Here is a 19,242-nt window from a genome sequence, read left to right as displayed (position 1 = left end):
TTCATTTTAAGTAGTATAGATTCTTCATGGATAAAGTTATTATTCTTGATTTCGGGTCGCAGGTTACCCAATTAATTGCCAGAAGAGTTCGGGAACTTGAAATTTATTGTGAAATTTTACCTTTTTATAAAGAAATTCCAGAGGATGAGAATATTGCGGCAGTAATTCTTTCAGGAAGCCCGAGTTCTGTGCGTGATTTGAATCATCCTAAGGTGGATATTAATGCCATTTCTAAGCGATTCCCAGTTTTAGGAATTTGCTATGGTGCTCAATTGATTGCAGCCCAATTAGGGGGTGAAGTGAAAGCCTCAGATAAAAGAGAATATGGGAAAGCTTCGCTGAATGTGATATTAGAAGATCCAATATTTAATGGGATTCCAGACCAGTCTCAAATTTGGATGTCTCATAGTGATACGATTTCTAAAATGCCAGAGGGATTTGTAGCTATTGCTAAAACAGATAGCATACCGATAGCAGCTTTTAAGAAGGAATCTGTTGGACATGCTTTTTATGGGGTTCAATTTCATCCTGAAGTGATGCATAGTCATTATGGAAAATTGCTCCTTGAAAATTTTATAAAAGGTATTTGTAAAGTAGTTCCAAGTTGGACAACGAAGTCGTTTATTGCGGAAACATTAGAGAACATTAAATCGCAGGTTAAGGAAGAGCATGTTCTTCTTGCTTTATCAGGTGGTGTAGATTCCTCCGTGGCAGCTTTATTAGTAAAAAAAGCAATTGGTAAGAATTTGCATTGTTTCTTTATTGATAATGGACTCTTAAGATATAATGAATTTGAGCAAGTACTTACTACCTATAAAAATTTAGGACTTGATGTAAAAGGTATAGATGCCAGAAATCAATTTTATTCAGCACTAAAAGGGATTTCTGATCCGGAATCAAAACGTAAAATTATAGGGAGAATATTTATTGATGTGTTTCAAGAAGCTGCAAAATCATTTCCTGAAGTAAAATGGCTATGTCAAGGAACCATTTATCCTGATATTATTGAATCTGTTTCCGTTTATGGACCTTCCGTTACAATTAAATCACATCATAACGTTGGAGGACTTCCAGATACCTTACATCTTAAGATTATTGAACCCTTAAAATTATTATTTAAAGATGAAGTGCGTTTAGTTGGAAAAGAACTGCAACTTCCAGAAGAAATTTTAGGCAGACATCCTTTCCCAGGTCCAGGATTAGCCATTCGGATTATTGGTGATATCACCGAAGATAAAATAGAGTTATTGCAAAAAGCAGATCAGATTTATATTAAAAATCTAAAAGACAATGGGTATTATGATAAAATCTGGCAAGCTGGTGCAATTTTACTTCCCATTCATACCGTTGGGGTTATGGGAGATGAAAGAACTTATGAAAAGGTTATAGCTTTAAGAGCTGTTAATTCAACAGATGGAATGACAGCTGAAGCAAGCAATATTCCGCATGAACTGTTGGCAAAAATTTCAAATGAAATTATCAATCAAGTTAAAGGTATTAATAGAGTCGTTTATGATATCAGTTCAAAGCCACCGGCTACTATCGAATGGGAATAAGCATTTTGTTTTTAATTTGCTTTTGGTCTTGCTTGTTTTTGCTTGTGGAACAACAAAAAAATCAAGCACTGTTAAGCCAACGAAACGGCCTGAGAAACCGAAATTAGAAGATAAAACTCCTAAAAATTTACCAGAGAAAATTGATACCATCCAATGGAAAGAAGAAGTTCCATCAAAAGATGATAAAATTATAGTCCCAGACAAAGATAATCCTCCAACACAAACTGAAAAGTTACCCAACACAAAATCTACAGATCAGTTGCAATTAGTTGCCTTGATTCCATTTAAAGTAGATGAAATTGATACCACATCAAACAAAATACCAGGGCAAAATTTACGATTTGTTCATTTTTATTCAGGTATGAAATTAGCGCTTGACGAATTAAATCAAGTGAAGGCAACCTATGTACAGTTTGATATTTTCGATACTGAAGAAATGGATGTATCTAAAAATATTTTGCAAAAATATGAATCAAAATTGCCACATATCATAATTGGCCCTTATAAAAGTGACGCGCTTAAATATGCAGCAGATTGGGCGAAAAAAAATCAAACAGTGGTTATAAGTCCTTGGATTAGTAGTTCCTCGATTACAGAGAAAAATCCATATTACATTCAGGCTAAAGCTGGTTTGAATTCACATTATCAATTAATAAGTAGTCACGTAAGAACTCATTTTCCAATCGAGAATACGATCTTAATTTCAAGATCGAAAGAAGAATCTAAAGCTCGAATATTCAATGATACTTTATTGCATTTATCCGCAATTCATGAAGAGTTTATTTCCGAAGATGATTTGGCTAAAAATGCTGATCCTATATTGGAGAAATATTTTAAAGCAGAAGGTCCAACTATATTTATTTTACCCTTGGCTTCAACAAGGGATGAAAATTATATTTATCATTTTTTGCGACGTGTAATTTCAGAGAAAAAAAATAAAACGGTCTACGTTTATGGATTGTCCAAATGGCTTGAAATGAAAGCTGAAATTTTAGAATATATTAATGTTTTGAATGTTCGATTGTCTATAAGTAATTTTGTGGATGCTGACAAACCGGAGGTGGTTAATTTTCGTAAAAAATATTTTAATGTTTATCGTGAATTCCCTTCAGACGACGCTATGGAAGGATATGATTTAACGAAGTTTATTGTGAGTTCTTTACGTAATTATGGGGAGCATTTTTATACACAAGAATTTAAATCCAATGAGAAATATTTGCAAACAGATTTTCAATTGAAGCCTGTTTATAAAAGTAATAATAAGCTCTTTAGCGATATCGAATATTATGAAAATCAGTATATAAAATTGATAGAAATTAAAAACAATAGATATAAAATGATTGATTAAATCTTTTTAAGTTTGTCTAATGCAGTTCTGATTCTCAAGATAGATTTTGAAATATTCTCTTCTGAAAGCGAATAGGAAATTCGTAAGCAATTGGGTGCTCCAAAAGCGATCCCATTCACCACCGCAACATGAGCTTCTTGTAATAAAAACAAGGCCAGATCATCAGAATTCTGGATTCTTATATTTTCATAATACATTCCAAAAGAAGCATCTACTTCAGGTAATATATAAAATGCACCTTGTGGGCGATTCACTTTCCATTCAGGTATTAATTTGATTTGTTCTAATAAGAGATTTCTCCGGTTTTCGTATGCTTTGCACATTTCATGTGTTGGACTTAAGTCGGATTCTAAAGCAATCAAACCTGCTTTTTGACTAAAGGATGCTGCCCCTGAAGTAAATTGCCCTTGAATTTTTATACAAGCTTGTGTAATTTTAAGTGGCGCCCCCATATAACCTAATCGCCAACCAGTCATTGAAAATCCTTTAGAAAAACCATTTATGGTTGCGGTCCGCTCATTCATGCCTGGTAAAGAGCCAATGCTTATATGCTTTGTTCCAAACTGTATGTATTCGTAGATTTCATCGGATACTACTAAGATATCAGGATATGGCTTTAGGATATTTGCATATGCCATTAAATCTTCTTTAGAAAAAACAGTGCCTGTTGGATTGCATGGACTTGAAAAGACAAGCATTCTTGTTTTGGATGTAATTGCATCCTGAATTTGATCAGGGTCTGGCTTAAAATCTTTCTCTACACCAGCAAATATGCAAACGGGTGTAGCACCTGAAAGTTTGATGATTTCATAATAGGATACCCAATAAGGTGCAAATAAAATTACTTCATCACCTTCTTCTAACATGGCAAAACAGATATTAGCAAAACATTGTTTTGCCCCATTAGACACAATAATTTCATCTGTATTGTAGTAGATTGAATTATCCCGTTCAAATTTTCGTGAAATGGCTTGTCTAAGCTCTAGTGTTCCAGCGACGGGTGTGTATTTGGTATTGCCATCCTGGATACTTTTAATAGCTGCATTTTTAATGTGCTCAGGGGTATCAAAATCTGGTTCTCCTAAGCTTAGATTGATGACATCATGGCCTTGATTTTTCATTTGTCTAGCCATTTGTGCCATTTTAAGAGTAGCAGACTCAGTCATCAGCTGGGCTCTTTGTGCAATTTTAAACATCCCGCAAATGTCAGAAGAAAAGCTGAAAAAGATAAAAAAAAGAAACCAGCGTAGTAATTTATACGCTGGTTTCAAATTCTATAATTAGTTAATAACTATCGGAGATGAAAAAATTTATATGTTTTCACGGTTTCTTGATTCTTAAGTCTTAAAAAATAAGCATTTGTACTTAAGCCTTCAGTAGAAATTAAAATTTCATGTGGACCCGATTCAAGTCTGTGTATTTCTATTTGTTTACCTTCTAAATTAAATAATTCAAGCTCAACATCTGCAGGAATTTCAAGTTCAGAAAATATAGAAACAGTATTTGAAGAATTATTTACAATTACGTTTGAAATACTGAATTTTTTTGGATCTGAAGTAATGCAATCAATAGTATGAAATTCAATTGGCGTGCAACAGGCTGGATTATCATTTTCACAAATTTTAATAAAATCAAAATCCCGACCGCTTTTCTTAAAATTATTGATCGTTACCGGTAATTGACTGAAAGAGAAGAAGCCTATAGGTCCTAGTCTATCATATACATCAAAATATGCGTTGGTAATGCCTTGTGTTTTAAAATCGATCTTTAAAGCATATTCATTAGGGCCTGTGCAATGTAAAGGAGTTGCTTTTACTTCAAATATTTTACAAGGTTCATTTTTTGGTCTACAGCAGGGTCTTTCAATAAAACGTTCTGCACGAATTAAAGTGTCTTTTTGATCAATCAATAATATTTTGTAGATCGTCTTGCAATCTGCTTTAAGAGGCCCGATACTAACCGGTAATTTAGTATAAGAGAAAGTACCTTCAGGTTTTCCATTCACCGAAATTAGAAATGAATCCGAGACATTTCGGTATTTAAAATCAAATTTCAACCTAAACGTAGAGTCTGGTTCACAATCAGAGCGAACCATTAAAAGCTCATAAAAATGGGCGTCTCCTGGTTCACAGCATACTTTTCCAAGATTTCCTGAAACGCGGCACGCTTCATTATTGCAATCAAAAACTACAAATTCATAGTTTGTATTACAATCTGCAGTAAGCGGTCCAATTTTTATTGGCAAATGGGAATAATTGAATTCTCCATAATAATGTCCATTACCTTTTACTTTAAAACATCCTGAAGTCCCTGAATGCTGAAAATTTAGAATTGCATAAAATTTACGTTCCCCTTCGCAATCCGTTTTCGTAATATTTAATTCACTTAGTTTGCAGGGTTCTTGTGTGCCACAACATACTTTACCAATATACTTATCAATTCCACAATGTGAATCTTTACAATCTTGAATTAGTAATTTATATTCTGTTTTACAATCTCCTGGAAATGGACCTATTCTTAATGGTAATGAAGCATATAAATACGGACCAAATGGATTTCCATTAATAAATACTTTAAAACAATCGGATGTATTATTAGCTTTAAAATTTAATTGCAAATAGAATTGGTTATCTGCATTACAATCAGATTTTTCAACTACAAGATCTGAAAATTTGCAAGGTTCTTGTGTGCCGCAACAAACCTTTCCAATGAATTTTTCTAAACTGCAATGAGGATCTTTACAATCCTGAATTACAAATTCATATTCGGTAGTGCAATCACCTTCAAAAGGTCCAAGTTTTATAGGCAAGTTGGCATATCTGAATTCCCCATAATCTTTTCCATTACCTCTGATATGAAAGCATTCTGATGCATTTGAAAAATCAAACTTAAAGAACACATAAAACTGATTATCTGCATTGCATTCGGTGCGTTCCACAAGAAGTTCAGACAATTTGCAGGGTTCAGCATTTGGCGGACAACAAACGATACCAATATTTTTTTCAAGATTACAATGTGGATCCTTACAATCCTTCACTAATAATTTATATTCAGTTTTACAATCACCTGGAAACGGACCAATTTTTAAAGGTAATGAAGCATATGGAAACTCTCCTAAGAAAGCTCCATTCAAAAAAACCTTAAAGCATTCTGAGGCGTTGTTTGCTTTGAAATTCAAATGGAGGTAAAATTGATTGTCTTGGTTGCAGTCTGATTTTTCTACTACAAGTTCAGACAATTTGCAAGGTTCAGGTGAAGGTGGACAACACACTTTACCAATAAATTTTTCTAAAGAACAATGAATGTCTTTGCAATCCTGCATTATAAATTCATATTCAGTGATGCAATCACCATGAAAAGGGCCAAGTTTTATAGGCAAGGAAGTATATTTAAATTCTCCATAATCATTACCATTCCCTTTTACACGAAAACATTCTGAAGCGTTTTTTGATTTAAAATTAAGCACAACATAAAATTGATTATCGGCATTACATTCTGTCCGTTCAGCAATTAAATCATATAATTTACAAGGTTCATTCGGGGTATCACAACAAACAGTTCCCCAGGTAGTATCTAAACCGCAATTTGTATTTTTATGATCTATAATTGCAAAGCCATATTTAGTAACACAATCACCTAAAAGTGGACCGACTTTATAGCTTGTACTTCCATATTTATACTTGCCATATACTTTGCCATTGCCTTTGATGAAAAAACTATCAGATACCCCTTGGGCTTTAAAGCTTAGGATTGCAAAAAATTTATGATTCGTATCACAAGCTGTTCTTTCAATTTTAAGATCTGAAATTTTACAGGGTTCGTTACAGCAAACTTTCGGCATTTCAACTCGAGCTATACAATCTGGTTTTTCACAGTCAAAAACTGTGAAAGCACGTTCTGTTGCGCAATCACCTTCAAGAGGACCCACCTTTATAGGAAGGTCACTATATTTATATTCTTGATATAGACGATCATTGATTTTTAATTTAAAGCAGGTAGATGAATTCTGATGACCAAAATTAATAATTACAAAAAAATTGTCATTTGTATCACACGGAAGCTTTTCGTATCGAAGGTCATAAATTTTACAATCGGCTGGATTTGGGCAACACACTTTACCAAGTTCTTTGCTAACGGAAGTACATTGTTTATTGTTACAATCGACAATTTGAAATTCATAAACGGTTGTGCAATCACCTGGTAATCCATCAATAATAATCGGTAATTTGGAATAGAAAAATGGCCCATATTCCTTACCATTCCCTTTTACTGTAAAGCAATCACTTACATCATGATAGCCGAAATTTAATTTCACAGCAAATTTATTATTCTGATTGCAGTCCGTTTTCAGAATTGTAAGATCAAAAATCTCGCAGGCACCAAATAATGAATTGGAAAATAGCGATAATATTAGAACAAAAGAAAGAAATAGGTATTTTTTAATATTCATGTGATTAGGATCTAAGGTGATAAAGATACACTTTAATCATAAATCTTTACGAATAGACCTTTATAAAGGTTGCCTGATAAACAGTATTTTTATATTCGATAATAGCGCTTTAGATGGAATCTTATACATTTTATTTATATATATAGTATTCATAATATCACCAGAATAAAATAATTTAATTAAAATTTGTTTGTTGTTCAAGTCTATGTATATTTGCTTGATCAAAAGTATTTTGTAAAGAGACAAATACGGAATCTGATTTTTGATAGAGACGAAGCAACTCATCTAAAATCAACTTATTAAATTGTTGAAAATCAAATTGTTACAAAATTTGTCATATTGACTAATTGTAATTTTTTGTTATTTAATAATTAAAATTCGACTTTTTTTAAATTGCCTTAATTAAGCAGTTTGGAGGAAGGATTTCTTTATTTTGGATTTTAGCAAATATGAAAAGACGATTTTTTTAACTGAATAACCATTACATGAAACGTTCAATTTTATTAAGCATCTTTTTTCTGAGTCTATGCTTTTCTCAGAAACAGTTCGCACAATCTTGTCAGTTTGCTGCATTTCCGCCTCAAGCTGCTGATAACGGAACCTGTCAGGCTGCCTATGCATTAGTTTGCCCAGAGTTTATTGCTCCAGATTGTGGATGTATACCAGATCCAACTTCTGACCCAGTGATTTTGTCCTCTAGGTTTGAGCTTAATTTTAAAGCGTTTCCTCCAGGTGGAATTCATTTGGATACAACTCCAACTATTTTTCAAAATGTACCATTCGCAGGATGTGCGGATGTCACGATCATCATGACTGCTGTTGGAGATTTAAGCTCCAGGCCATTTGAAGACTTAGTTCTTTTGGATGAGTTTGATAATATTATTTGCAGAGTCGGCGGAGCAGATTGTGAGCTCGTTGAAAGTGGTTGCACTATGCGCTTTTGTGATTTTAATATTCAAGCATCTGGTGGACTTCATTGGAAGTTAAAACCAAACTCTTTAGTAACGAATGGATCTGGATTTCCATTCTGCCCTGAAAACTGGGTAAATATTGAATTAAGAATACCTACCTCTAATATTAGAGCAGTAAATGATAAAACAGGAACCTGTGAAGGAACTATTTTCCTTCCATTTGGTAAAACAATCGTGAATTGGACAAGTATCAACAAATTTACTTGTGAAGAAATTACAACAGTCCAGGAATTGACTAGAGGGGATGTAACTCCTCCAGTAATTATTAATTGCCCAACAAAAGGGGTAATTATCAACTTGGGTCCTGGAGAATGCGAAGCAAGCTGGGATGCACCTCCTTTTATGGCGATGGATGATTGTCCTACTGCTACATTCCTAAATCAAGCAAATTCAATCGGATGTACCGGCACACTAAATTTTTGTGGATATGATGCCGTGAATCCATCTGGTTGGATCTTTAACTTAACAAATAATACCTCTGCCCCAATGGCAATCTTAGGATTTCCAAGTTATTATACTGGTGGCTGTTCAGGTATTACAAGCAATAATGCATTGTTTGATGTTTTTATAAAAACTACTGCAAATACAGGCTGGGATGTTGGTTTAACAGGTTTTAATGGAAATCCAGCAACCGTTGGTTGCAATGGTGTTTCTCCTAAAGCTTTATGGACGCAAATTAAAACTGGCTCTGTTGCTGATAATTTAAGGGCAACTCCTATTACTCAAACTTCTTTGGATACACTTTTATTAGGAACAGCGGTACCTCCTTCAAGAGATACAATTTATGCTTGTGATGGTACATTTACTGTTAATATTGGTTCTTCCTTAAGTTCTAATTTTATTTTACAGCCCGGGGAGATAAGAGGAATCTTCTTAACAGGTGCACTTGGTACTCGTTTTGAACCAGGTCTTGTCGGACCATTCGGTTCTTGTAACGTAGGCCGTCCATTTGGTGATGGTAAATGTCAGATTAATACCGGACTTATCGCAGGCGGTTTAGCAAGTAATACAGTTGCATCGATTGGTCATATTGGTATTTGTCGTCCATTTGGTTATGTAGGCAACGTGCTATATGCTACTGCAGATAATATGATTCGTTTAAAACAAACCTGCGGAATTCCTTATGGACCAGGTTGTTATTTCCCTATTGGATGTACAACCCTTTGCTATGAGGCAACGGATGCAGTAGGTAATAAATCAACCTGTCAATTTGATGTATGCGTTAATGCATTTCAAGGAGCTGTTGATTTCTTAGCTTGCCATGATGAAATTCAAATAAGCCTTGACGAAAATTGCTTTGCAACTATTAGTCCAGATGAAGTACTTGCCGGTGGTCCTTATAAATGTTATGATGATTATATAATCGAGCTTAGAGACTGGATTACAAATTTGGTGATCGATCGACAACCAAATGTACCTGGATCTCAAGTTGGAGTTCAAGATATTGGAAGAGAAATTAAAGTAACCGTAAGAGATCCTGCAACTGGCAACAGTTGTTGGGGTCATGCTACAGTGGAAGATAAAATTGCACCTCAACTAACCTGTCCAAGAGACACCTGTGTTGTTTGTGGAACGACAGAGACATCACCATTTTATATGGGCTCTCCATTAGTTCGTGAAAATTGTGGAGGATACTCCTTATCTTATAAGGATGACGTCACAGCAGGTAGCTGTCTTTTAAATTTTGAAGAAACTATAGTGCGAACTTGGACTGCAATTGATGCATCTAATAATAAATCTGTTTGTTCTCAAACAATCATTGTTAGTTTAGCTACAATAAATAGTGTTGATGTTCCCTTAAATTTTGATGATTTAGAAGAACCTGCTTTAGCATGTAATGAGAAAATCGATTTAAATAAAGATGTAACACCTCATTATCTGGCATTTCCATATTGTGTGGATGGCTATTTATTAGACTCTGCACATTGGTTTGCAACGGGTGGATTTTTGCCAAGTCCAAATGGTGATCTAGCAGGGGAGCGTTTACCAAGAACTTTAGGTTGGAATTGTATAGATACTGGTTTATACATTGGCCATCCGAGTCCATGGCCTATTTATTATCCAGCACATCCAAATTGGAGACCAAATAATCCAGTGTGTTGGGGACCGGATGAAATTGTAATGTGGCATGGAACCGGTTATCCAAGTGGTTTAGACTGCTCGAATTTAGGGATTACCTTCCAGGATTTAATTATAGATATTGCTAAACCAGGATGCGACGCTGGGCCAATTGGATGTTACAAGGTGCTCCGTAAATGGACTGTTTTGGATTGGTGTACGAGTGAGATAGGCGGTCATAATCAAATTATTAAAGTAATAGATCGCGAAGGCCCGGAAGTGCTTTATCCAGATACGGTAACCGTAAATATGGAAGTATGGACCTGTACTGGTAGGTGGGAAGTACCCCAGCCTTGGTTATTAGATAATTGCAGCAATGAACTTCATTATACTATTCAAATTGAAAATGGAACAGTGTTAGGAAATGAGACTGCAGGTTATATTATAGTAGATATAGAAAGAGGCATTTGGAATGCTAATATCATAGCAGAAGATTGTTGTGGAAATATCACTAAGAAAAGAGTTGCTGTCAATGTATTTGATAATGTTCCTCCGATTGCAGTTTGTGATCAACGAACAGTTGTTAGTCTCAACGGTAACCAAAGTCCAGGTGAAAACTATGCGAAAGTTTTTGCAAATGATTTAGACCAAGGAAGTTTTGATAATTGTTCTCCGCATGTATTCTTTAAGGTTATCAGAATGGAACAATTGAGAGGTACAAATAATGGAAGTAATGCTGGTCAACCAGATAATGGTACAAATTGCACAAGTGTGAATGGTGATGACAATGCAATTTTAGATGGAAATCAAATTTATTTTGATGATCATGTTAAATTCTGTTGTAGTGATGTTGGAAAAACAATCATGGTTGTTTTGAGAGTATTTGATCGCGAACCAGGTGTCGGTCCAGTAACACCAAGTAGAATGAACTCCGGTGGAAATTTATTCAATCATTATAGTGATTGTATGGTTGAAATTGAAGTTCAGGATAAAAGTATTCCAACTGTTGTGCCACCACCAAATATCGTTGTAAGCTGTTGGTTCTGGTTTGATGTTGATAAAGCTACTGATCCAAATGATCCTACCTTTGGTAGAGTTGTAAGTGATCTTAGTGCAAGAAAGAAAGTTGTCACTAAAGATTTAGTTTGTTATAACTATTGTGTTCGAAATGATATAACAGGATATCCTGGTTTCGTTCCTGGCGCACCACCTTCTAATCCTCCAGCATGGAATAAAGCTTGTGACTATTATAGAGTATTATTTGATACTTCTCATTATGATAGAAAATATGAGCTCGTTTGGGGTTTTGATGGTACTGTTCTTGGTGCTTGTGGTACAAATTATTCTATCTCTGTAAATGATAATCGCGAATGTGGTCAAGGTCAAATTACACGAACTATTGTAGCAAGAGGTCCTAATGGAATTAGTGTAACAGGTACCCAAATTATTTGGGTAGTTGATTGCGATCCATTTTATATCAATAGAGCAGATAATTGCGATCCGGATGATGATATTACCTGGCCAGGAAATTGCACAGGCCAAGCTACAACTATTGAAGGTTGTGGAGCAGATATTAGTCCTGATAATCCTTTATTAGGAAGACCTATAATTGAAAATAACTCGGATGATCTTTGCGCTTTAATTAGTATCGAATATTTCGATGAGATCTTCACAATTGAACCAGATGCGTGCTTTAAAGTATTGCGTAAATGGGTCGTAATTGATTGGTGCCAATATGATCCTAGTATCGATCCAATCAAGGGAAGATGGGAGTATTTGCAGATTATCAAAGTACACGATAATGATAAACCAGTTATTACAGTTTCAATCGGAAATTGTGAACCAGCTGTCAAAAATGCAACAAATAATATTTGTTATGGACATATAACTATTACCGTAGATGCTACAGATAATTGTAGCCCACTCGATTGGTTATTCTATGACTATAAGATTGATATTTATAATGATGGCGTTGGTGTTCATTCTGGATTTGACTATGCAGTAGGACCTTTGACTAAGAAAGAATATGCTTTAGGAAGAACTCCATTGAAACATCATAATCCTCTAGCGGATGATGAGTTTAACCCTTTTAATGCGAGTGGAACATATCCAATAGGAATTCATAGAATTTGTTGGTATGTTGAAGACGGTTGTGGCAATTTGGCTGCTAATTGTCAATTATTTGAGATTAAAGATTGCAAAGCTCCAACTCCTTATTGTCATGTAGGTGTTATCACCACAGTCATGCCAAGTTCAGGTTGTATAACAATTTGGGCAAGAGATTTAGATGCTGGTAGTTTTGATAATTGTACAAATCCTGAAGATCTTCGAATTTATTTTGAAAATGGAAATACAGATAGTCTAACAATTTGCTGTGATGACTTTGTAAGCAATAAGATTAACGATGAATTAATATTACCGGTTACAATTTGTGTCGAAGATGAAGAAGGAAATAAAGATTGTTGTAAAACCACGGTTGTGATTCAAGATCCTCATAATATTTGTCCTGATGTAGGATCCTTTGGAAAAATCACAGGGGAGTTAAAAACATTGACAGATGAAGGAACAGAATTTGCAGATGTTCAACTTTTAGAATCTTCCATTATGACAAAACAAATGACAACCGCTAGTAACGGTGCGTATTTGTTTGGAGATTTGGATTACGGTGCTTCTGTTGAATATGTAATTCAACCAAGAAGAACGGATGATCCTCTAAATGGCGTTACCACTGCAGATATTGTTAAGATTCAAAGACATATCCTAGGAATAGAAACACTTAATAGTCCTTATAAATTCATAGCTGCCGATGTCAATAATACTGCATCTATTACAGCAGCAGATATTTCTGAGATTCGAAAACTAATTTTAGGTGTTACAAATGTGTTTAGCAAAGTTGATTCCTGGACATTTATTCCTAAAGACTATTTTATGGATGCTAATAATCCATGGGCTGCTCCTCGGGAAGTAATAGTACCAATGCCATTAGCACAGCAAGAAATTGCAGATTTTATTGCAGTTAAAATGGGCGATGTTAATAACAATGCCAGAGGTCACAATGTAGCTGGAAGCAGCAGTCGTAACAATGGTAAGTTACATTTAGAAATTGATAACAATACAACGGTATCCGGAGAATTGTACAAAGTAGCATTCAAATCAAGTGATTTCAACAACATCGCAGGATACCAGTTTACAATGAAATTTGATCGTCAAGCATTGACATTCGAAGGAATTGAAGCAGGATCTTTAAATGTTGATGAGTCAAACTTTGGAACAAACCAGGTTGGAAACGGTATCTTGACTACGAGCTGGAATAGCAAAGTAGCACAGAGTGTAGAATCAGAAGCAACGTTATTCACAGTAGTATTCCGCGCAAACAGTAACAGCAACATTGGTAGCTTAATCGCAATCACTGGAGATGTAACAACAGCAGAAGCATATGATGCACAATTAAATACAAAAGACATCAGCTTAGGAGTGCGTACAGAAAGAGGCGTTGTAGAAAGTGGAATTTTTGAGTTATACCAAAATACACCAAATCCATTTGCGAAAGAAACTACCATCAGTTATAGATTACCAGAAGCAGGAAATGCTAAATTGAGTATCTATGACGTAACCGGTAAAGTATTGAGAGTATATGAGTTAACAGGCGTAAAAGGCTTGAACACTGTAAAAGTTCAAAAAGCTGAATTGAATGCAGGAGGCGTATTATACTATCAATTAGATGCCGCAGACCATACAGCAACCAAGAGAATGGTTGTTATGGACTAAGACCCGGAGTCATTTTAAAATATATTTTAAGGGTACATGTTAAAAACATGTACCCTTTTTTTATACATTTTAATTTAATATGCAATCAATGTTTACTCAATTAGGATTTATCAATCAGATAGATTATAAAGTAAACCAGGAGTTGATTTTGCCTGGATAACTTAATTTGTCAAAATTCTTTTCAAGCATGCTCTGATGCTTTTAATTTAGACAACTTTTAACATTCTTTACAATATTTGAGAAAGCGGAGTTTCTGTTTTGAAAAACTTCCCATTGGATGAATAGGATTGTAATAAATACTGTAATGTGTTGATATGCAGTAGTATATATGATATTTTAATCATTTTTACCACTCTTATGTTAAATTCGAATTTCAAAGATTTCTTTGATTCATAAATTCATTAAATTATTTTACATAATTTATTTTCACCCATGAGTGCTATTATGAAAGTGTATTTAATTGGTATTGTAGCGACTAATATATTATAGAATAAACTAATTTATTTACATTAAGATTTCTACTCAAGCCTAAGCTTAGAAGCACCATTTTTGGAATATTACTTGCTCTTCATATGTACATGAAGCGGTTTTGATAATTGAATTATTAAAACCAATTTATACCTACCCCCCACTAAGATTTACACAATTGAATTGCTTGTAATGAACAGCAAGTAATTCTGGTAATGAGCAAAAACGAATTTTATAAATATTTAGAATATGAATAAACCAATACTTACACAGGCCAAATTGTTAGCTGTCGGAAGGTATTTATTATTGCAAGTCCTATTTATGGTTTTGGTAATAAATCAATCGATCGCTCAATATTGCGGTACCCCTTCACCTTTAATAGGTGTGCCAAGCGTTGCTTGCCAAAATGATCTGGATACATTCCGGATATCGCCATTTGTAGTTGGCTATTCTTATCAATTGTTAGTTTCACCTCCTGGATCGGTAGGTATTAATTTTATTTCAACTCCGCAAGGACCCGGATATGAAGTTAATTGGGGAAATACAATTGGTAATTATAAGTTATACTTCCAGGTAATTAGTCCATTCTTTTGTTCTGATACCTTTAATGTTCATTTATCTGGTCGTGCAGCTCCTCAAATGAATTGTAACGATACAGTGAACATATCACTGGATGAAAATTGTCATGGATTTGTATATCCTAGTTTGATTTTAGAAGGTGTTTTTGATTCTTTGGATTATATAATCGTTATAAAAGATCCTAAAACTAACCTTCCAATTCCTACGAGTCCATATGTTGGTGTTGCGCATTTAGGTAAATACTTAATTGTAGAATCGCATCATATTTGTTCTGGGAATACCTGTTGGGGTATGTTGTTAGTTGAAGACAAACAACCACCGAGATTAGCTTGTAGATCCTATCAAATAAATTGTGATCAAGCCTATACACCTGAAATTATTGGGTTTCCAAACCCACCTGGTGCAATAAATCCAACATTGATCAGTCCCCGTAAATATAGAAGCACAAGTAGTTTTTATGATAATTGTGGACCAACAAATTTATCCTATACGGATAGAATTGTGCATGTGGATTGTCCGCCACCGGTACCTTATATAGATACAGTATTTAGAGATTGGGTTGCAATTGATTCCTATGGAAATATAGCTACTTGTTCTGATACTATATTAATTAGAATAGGAGATATCGGTGCTGTGATTTGTCCACCAAATTTTGATAATATTCAAAATCCTGCTTTGGCTTGTAATGGTATTTACAAAAAAGATGCTGCGGGAAATCCACATCCAGATACAACGGGATATCCTACATTTGTAAAATGCCGTAACCTAGATTATACATATAGTGATATAAAATTGAAAGCTTGCGAAGGAACTTATAAGATTCTTCGGGAATGGATTATTGCTGATTGGTGCACTGGAAGGCAAACTACTTGTATCCAAATCATTAAAGTAATAGATGATAGAATCACACTATTTTGTTCACCTAATATAACGATTTCAACTTTAGCCGCTACCTGCGAAGGTGAGGCTAATATCCCAACACCTACAGTATTAAATGAATGTTCTTCTGTTAAGTGGGAAGTTAAAGTAAAACGCGGGGCGGATCCTCTTCTTTCTCCATCTGCAATAGATGCAACATCTGCAGGGGTGTTTAGAGTGAATGATTCACTTTATAATATTAGAAACTTACCGGTAGGTTTATCATGGGTTCTATTTATAGGAACAGATGGCTGTGGTAACTTAGATACCTGTGCTACGGAAGTAACTGTTGAAGAAAAAACAAAACCAATTGCTGTTTGTGATTTTGAAACGGTTGTTACGTTAACCGATGATGGTTCAGCAAAAGTATATGCGCTTACATTTGATGATGGATCTCATGATAATTGTGGTTTAGGTTCTTTTCAAGTGCGAAGAATGGACCCAGGGAATTGTCCGGATCCAATAAAGGATGATAATTTGTTTGGTGATTATGTAGAGTTTTGTTGTAATGATATTCCGAATAACCCAGTATTGGTGGTTCTTCAAGTTAAAGATAGAGCTGGAAATACAAATGAATGTATGGTATGGGTTACAATTCAAGATAAAAAACCACCTGTGGTGGTATGCTTACCAGACATAACGGTAAGTTGCGAATTTGATAGATCCAATCTTTCTGTTTTCGGTACCTATAGAAGGACGGAAGCGGAACGTAAAAATATCTTTTTATATGATCCTACAAATAAGAGTTTTAGTCAGCCTCATATTTGGGGAAGGGATGGTTTAGTGACTGAAGATTGTAATCTTACCAAAGATTCTTCCGTAAGCTTTAACCTTAATCATTGTGGACTCGGTACTATTGAACGCCGGTTTACATTTAGAGATGATTTTAATAATCCATATACTTGTACTCAAATTATTACAGTTCAAGATTTTACGAAATTTGATGGAGATGTATCTATAGATTGGCCAGAACCTATTGAAGTTGATGGTTGTCATTCAGATATAAGTACAAATATTACCGGAAAGCCAAGCTGGCCAACAAATCTTACATGCTCAAATATTTTAGCTACCTATGATGATCAGGTATTTTCAATTGTTGAAAATGTTTGTTTCAAAGTATTGCGTAAGTGGACCGTAGTAGACTGGTGTATTTATAATAGTTCAACAGGAGCCGGACGATGGACATATGTTCAAGTAATTAAAATACGGAATTCTATCGCACCTACGATTACGAGTAGTTGTGCTGATATTAGCTTTGAAGGTATTTCAACAGATTGTAATGGATTTGCAACATTAACAGCAACAGCAACAGATGATTGTTTGCCTGCACAATTAATTTATAATTATCAAATAGATCTTTTTGACAACACGTCGATAGATTATTCAGGCGTTGGAAATAACGCTAGTGGCACATATCCTGTAGGTCCACATCGAATTAAATGGACCGTTACAGATCAGTGTGGTAATTTTGCATCATGTAATTATTTATTTACAATATTAGATCGCAAAAAACCTTCACCATTTTGCAGGGTAGGAATCATCACAGTTATAATGCCATCCAACGGGCAGGTTACGATATGGGCTTCGGATTTAAATTCTCATAGTTCTGATAATTGTACACCTTCAGAAAGACTTAGATATTCTTTCTCTTCGGATCCTGCAGATGCATCAAGAACATATACTTGTGCACAAATACGAAACGGTGTTTCAGAATCATTTGATGTTACAATTTATGTAACGGATGAAGCAGGCAATTATGATTTTTGTGACACAAAGGTTATTGTTCAGGATGGAATTGGGAATGCATGTTTAGACAATATAGTAGGAGGTGGTACTGGAAATTTAGCTGGTAACATTTTTAATGAATCCAACAATAAAGTTGAAAACGCAATGGTAACATTGAATGGAAATATGCCATCCATGCCAAAACATGAAATGACTCGGCCAGATGGACAATATTCATTTATTCAACTTCCATTGAATGAAACCTATGTATTGTCTGCACATAAAGAGGATGAGCCTCTGAATGGTGTTACTACGCAAGATATCGTGTTAATTCAAAAGCATATATTAGGATTGCAGTCTTTGAATTCACCTTATAAGATGATCGCTGCAGATGTGAATAATTCACAATCAATTACGGCAAAAGATGTTTCTGATTTAAGAAGATTAATTCTTGGGATTACAAATAATTTCGTCGATAATAAATCTTGGAAATTTGTTTGTTCTGATCAAATATTTTCAGACATAAACCATCCTTGGCCATTTAATGAAAATAGCGCTATAAATAATTTAGCAAATGATAAGTTAGATAACAACTTTGTTGCTATTAAAATGGGTGATGTTAGTGGAAATGCAAAAACAAATAATCTCAATAACATTAGTTCAAGAAATAATGCACAAATTAGTTTGACGATTCCAAATCAATTGTTTCAACAAAATGAAATTGTAAGAATTCCGGTGAGCTTAAATTGTGAATTTAGTATTTATGGAATGCAGACACAATTTAGTTTTGATCCGCAAATTTTTAGCTTTGTAGAGTTTGAATCTGGAATGATGAATATTCAGGATGCAAATTATTCTATGGATGGTATTTCATCCGGAAAGATTAAAATGAGCTGGGATAATTCAAATGGTGTTTCTTGTGACAAACCATTGTTTACGATTGTTTTGAAGTCGAATAAAAATGGAGAATTGAATAAATCATTTGTGCTTTCGAATGAAAACTTTAAATCTGAGATTTACAATAATTTATCAGAAGCATTTGACTTGTCGCTTACGTATTATTCTGCAAACAATGAAGCAATGAGTGGATTTTATTTGTTCCAAAATCAACCAAATCCATTTAGTAATACCACTTCTATTTCTTTTCAACTTCCACGAGATGGTATGGTGAGTTTAAAAGTTTCTGATGTAAATGGAAAAGAATTAATTCAAATTAAGAGATTGTTTAAAATGGGATTTAATTCTATTGAAATTGATAAAAAAGATATTAATCGAAGTGGTGTACTTTATTATCATCTGGAAATGGATGATCATAGAGCTATCCGCAAGATGCTCATACTAGAATAAGTATCCAGTTAAGGATTAGATTCCTATTATACCCCCAAGTTAAATTATTTAATA

At 34.4% G+C, this 19,242-nt stretch carries 6 protein-coding genes; 4 read left to right on the top strand and 2 right to left on the bottom strand.

The genetic code is table 11. The features are described 5' to 3' along the window. Positions 1–26: 26 nt before the first annotated feature. Together guaA and IPO86_11525 are read left to right on the top strand one after the other, a co-directional pair. Entirely contained in the window at positions 27–1,556 is a 1,530-nt protein-coding gene (guaA, locus tag IPO86_11530; GenBank protein MBK9728741.1) for a glutamine-hydrolyzing GMP synthase, read from the top strand. Then, positions 1,513–2,904 carry an amino acid ABC transporter substrate-binding protein gene (locus IPO86_11525; protein MBK9728740.1) on the top strand — a complete coding sequence of 464 codons (1,392 nt, stop codon included), beginning with the start codon at positions 1,513–1,515 and terminating at the stop codon, positions 2,902–2,904. Before guaA ends, IPO86_11525 begins: the two co-directional genes overlap by 44 nt. On the opposite strand, the gene IPO86_11520 is transcribed toward IPO86_11525, so the two are convergent. Continuing rightward, positions 2,901–4,100 carry a pyridoxal phosphate-dependent aminotransferase gene (locus tag IPO86_11520; GenBank protein ID MBK9728739.1) on the bottom strand — a complete coding sequence of 400 codons (1,200 nt, stop codon included), beginning with the start codon at positions 4,098–4,100 and terminating at the stop codon, positions 2,901–2,903. The two genes, IPO86_11525 and IPO86_11520, sit on opposite strands and share 4 nt — an antisense overlap. A gap of 95 nt (positions 4,101–4,195) precedes the next feature. Beyond that, positions 4,196–7,354 (bottom strand): T9SS type A sorting domain-containing protein, encoded by a 3,159-nt coding sequence (locus IPO86_11515; protein ID MBK9728738.1) that lies wholly within the window; start codon positions 7,352–7,354, stop codon positions 4,196–4,198. A 485-nt stretch (positions 7,355–7,839) separates the two neighbouring features. Here IPO86_11515 and IPO86_11510 point away from each other — a divergent pair, with 485 nt between their 5' ends. Together IPO86_11510 and IPO86_11505 are read left to right on the top strand one after the other, a co-directional pair. Further along, positions 7,840–14,151, top strand: a complete 6,312-nt coding sequence (locus IPO86_11510) for an HYR domain-containing protein (protein MBK9728737.1) — start codon at positions 7,840–7,842, stop codon at positions 14,149–14,151. Positions 14,152–14,868: 717 nt separating this feature from the next. After that, positions 14,869–19,188 carry a hypothetical protein gene (locus tag IPO86_11505; protein MBK9728736.1) on the top strand — a complete coding sequence of 1,440 codons (4,320 nt, stop codon included), beginning with the start codon at positions 14,869–14,871 and terminating at the stop codon, positions 19,186–19,188. Positions 19,189–19,242: the final 54 nt, after the last annotated feature.

The sequence above is a fragment of the Saprospiraceae bacterium genome (assembly GCA_016717265.1).
Lineage (GTDB): Bacteria > Bacteroidota > Bacteroidia > Chitinophagales > Saprospiraceae > Vicinibacter.
Note: the sequence above shows the minus strand (reverse complement) of the source record. Positions and strands in the feature narration are given on the sequence as shown.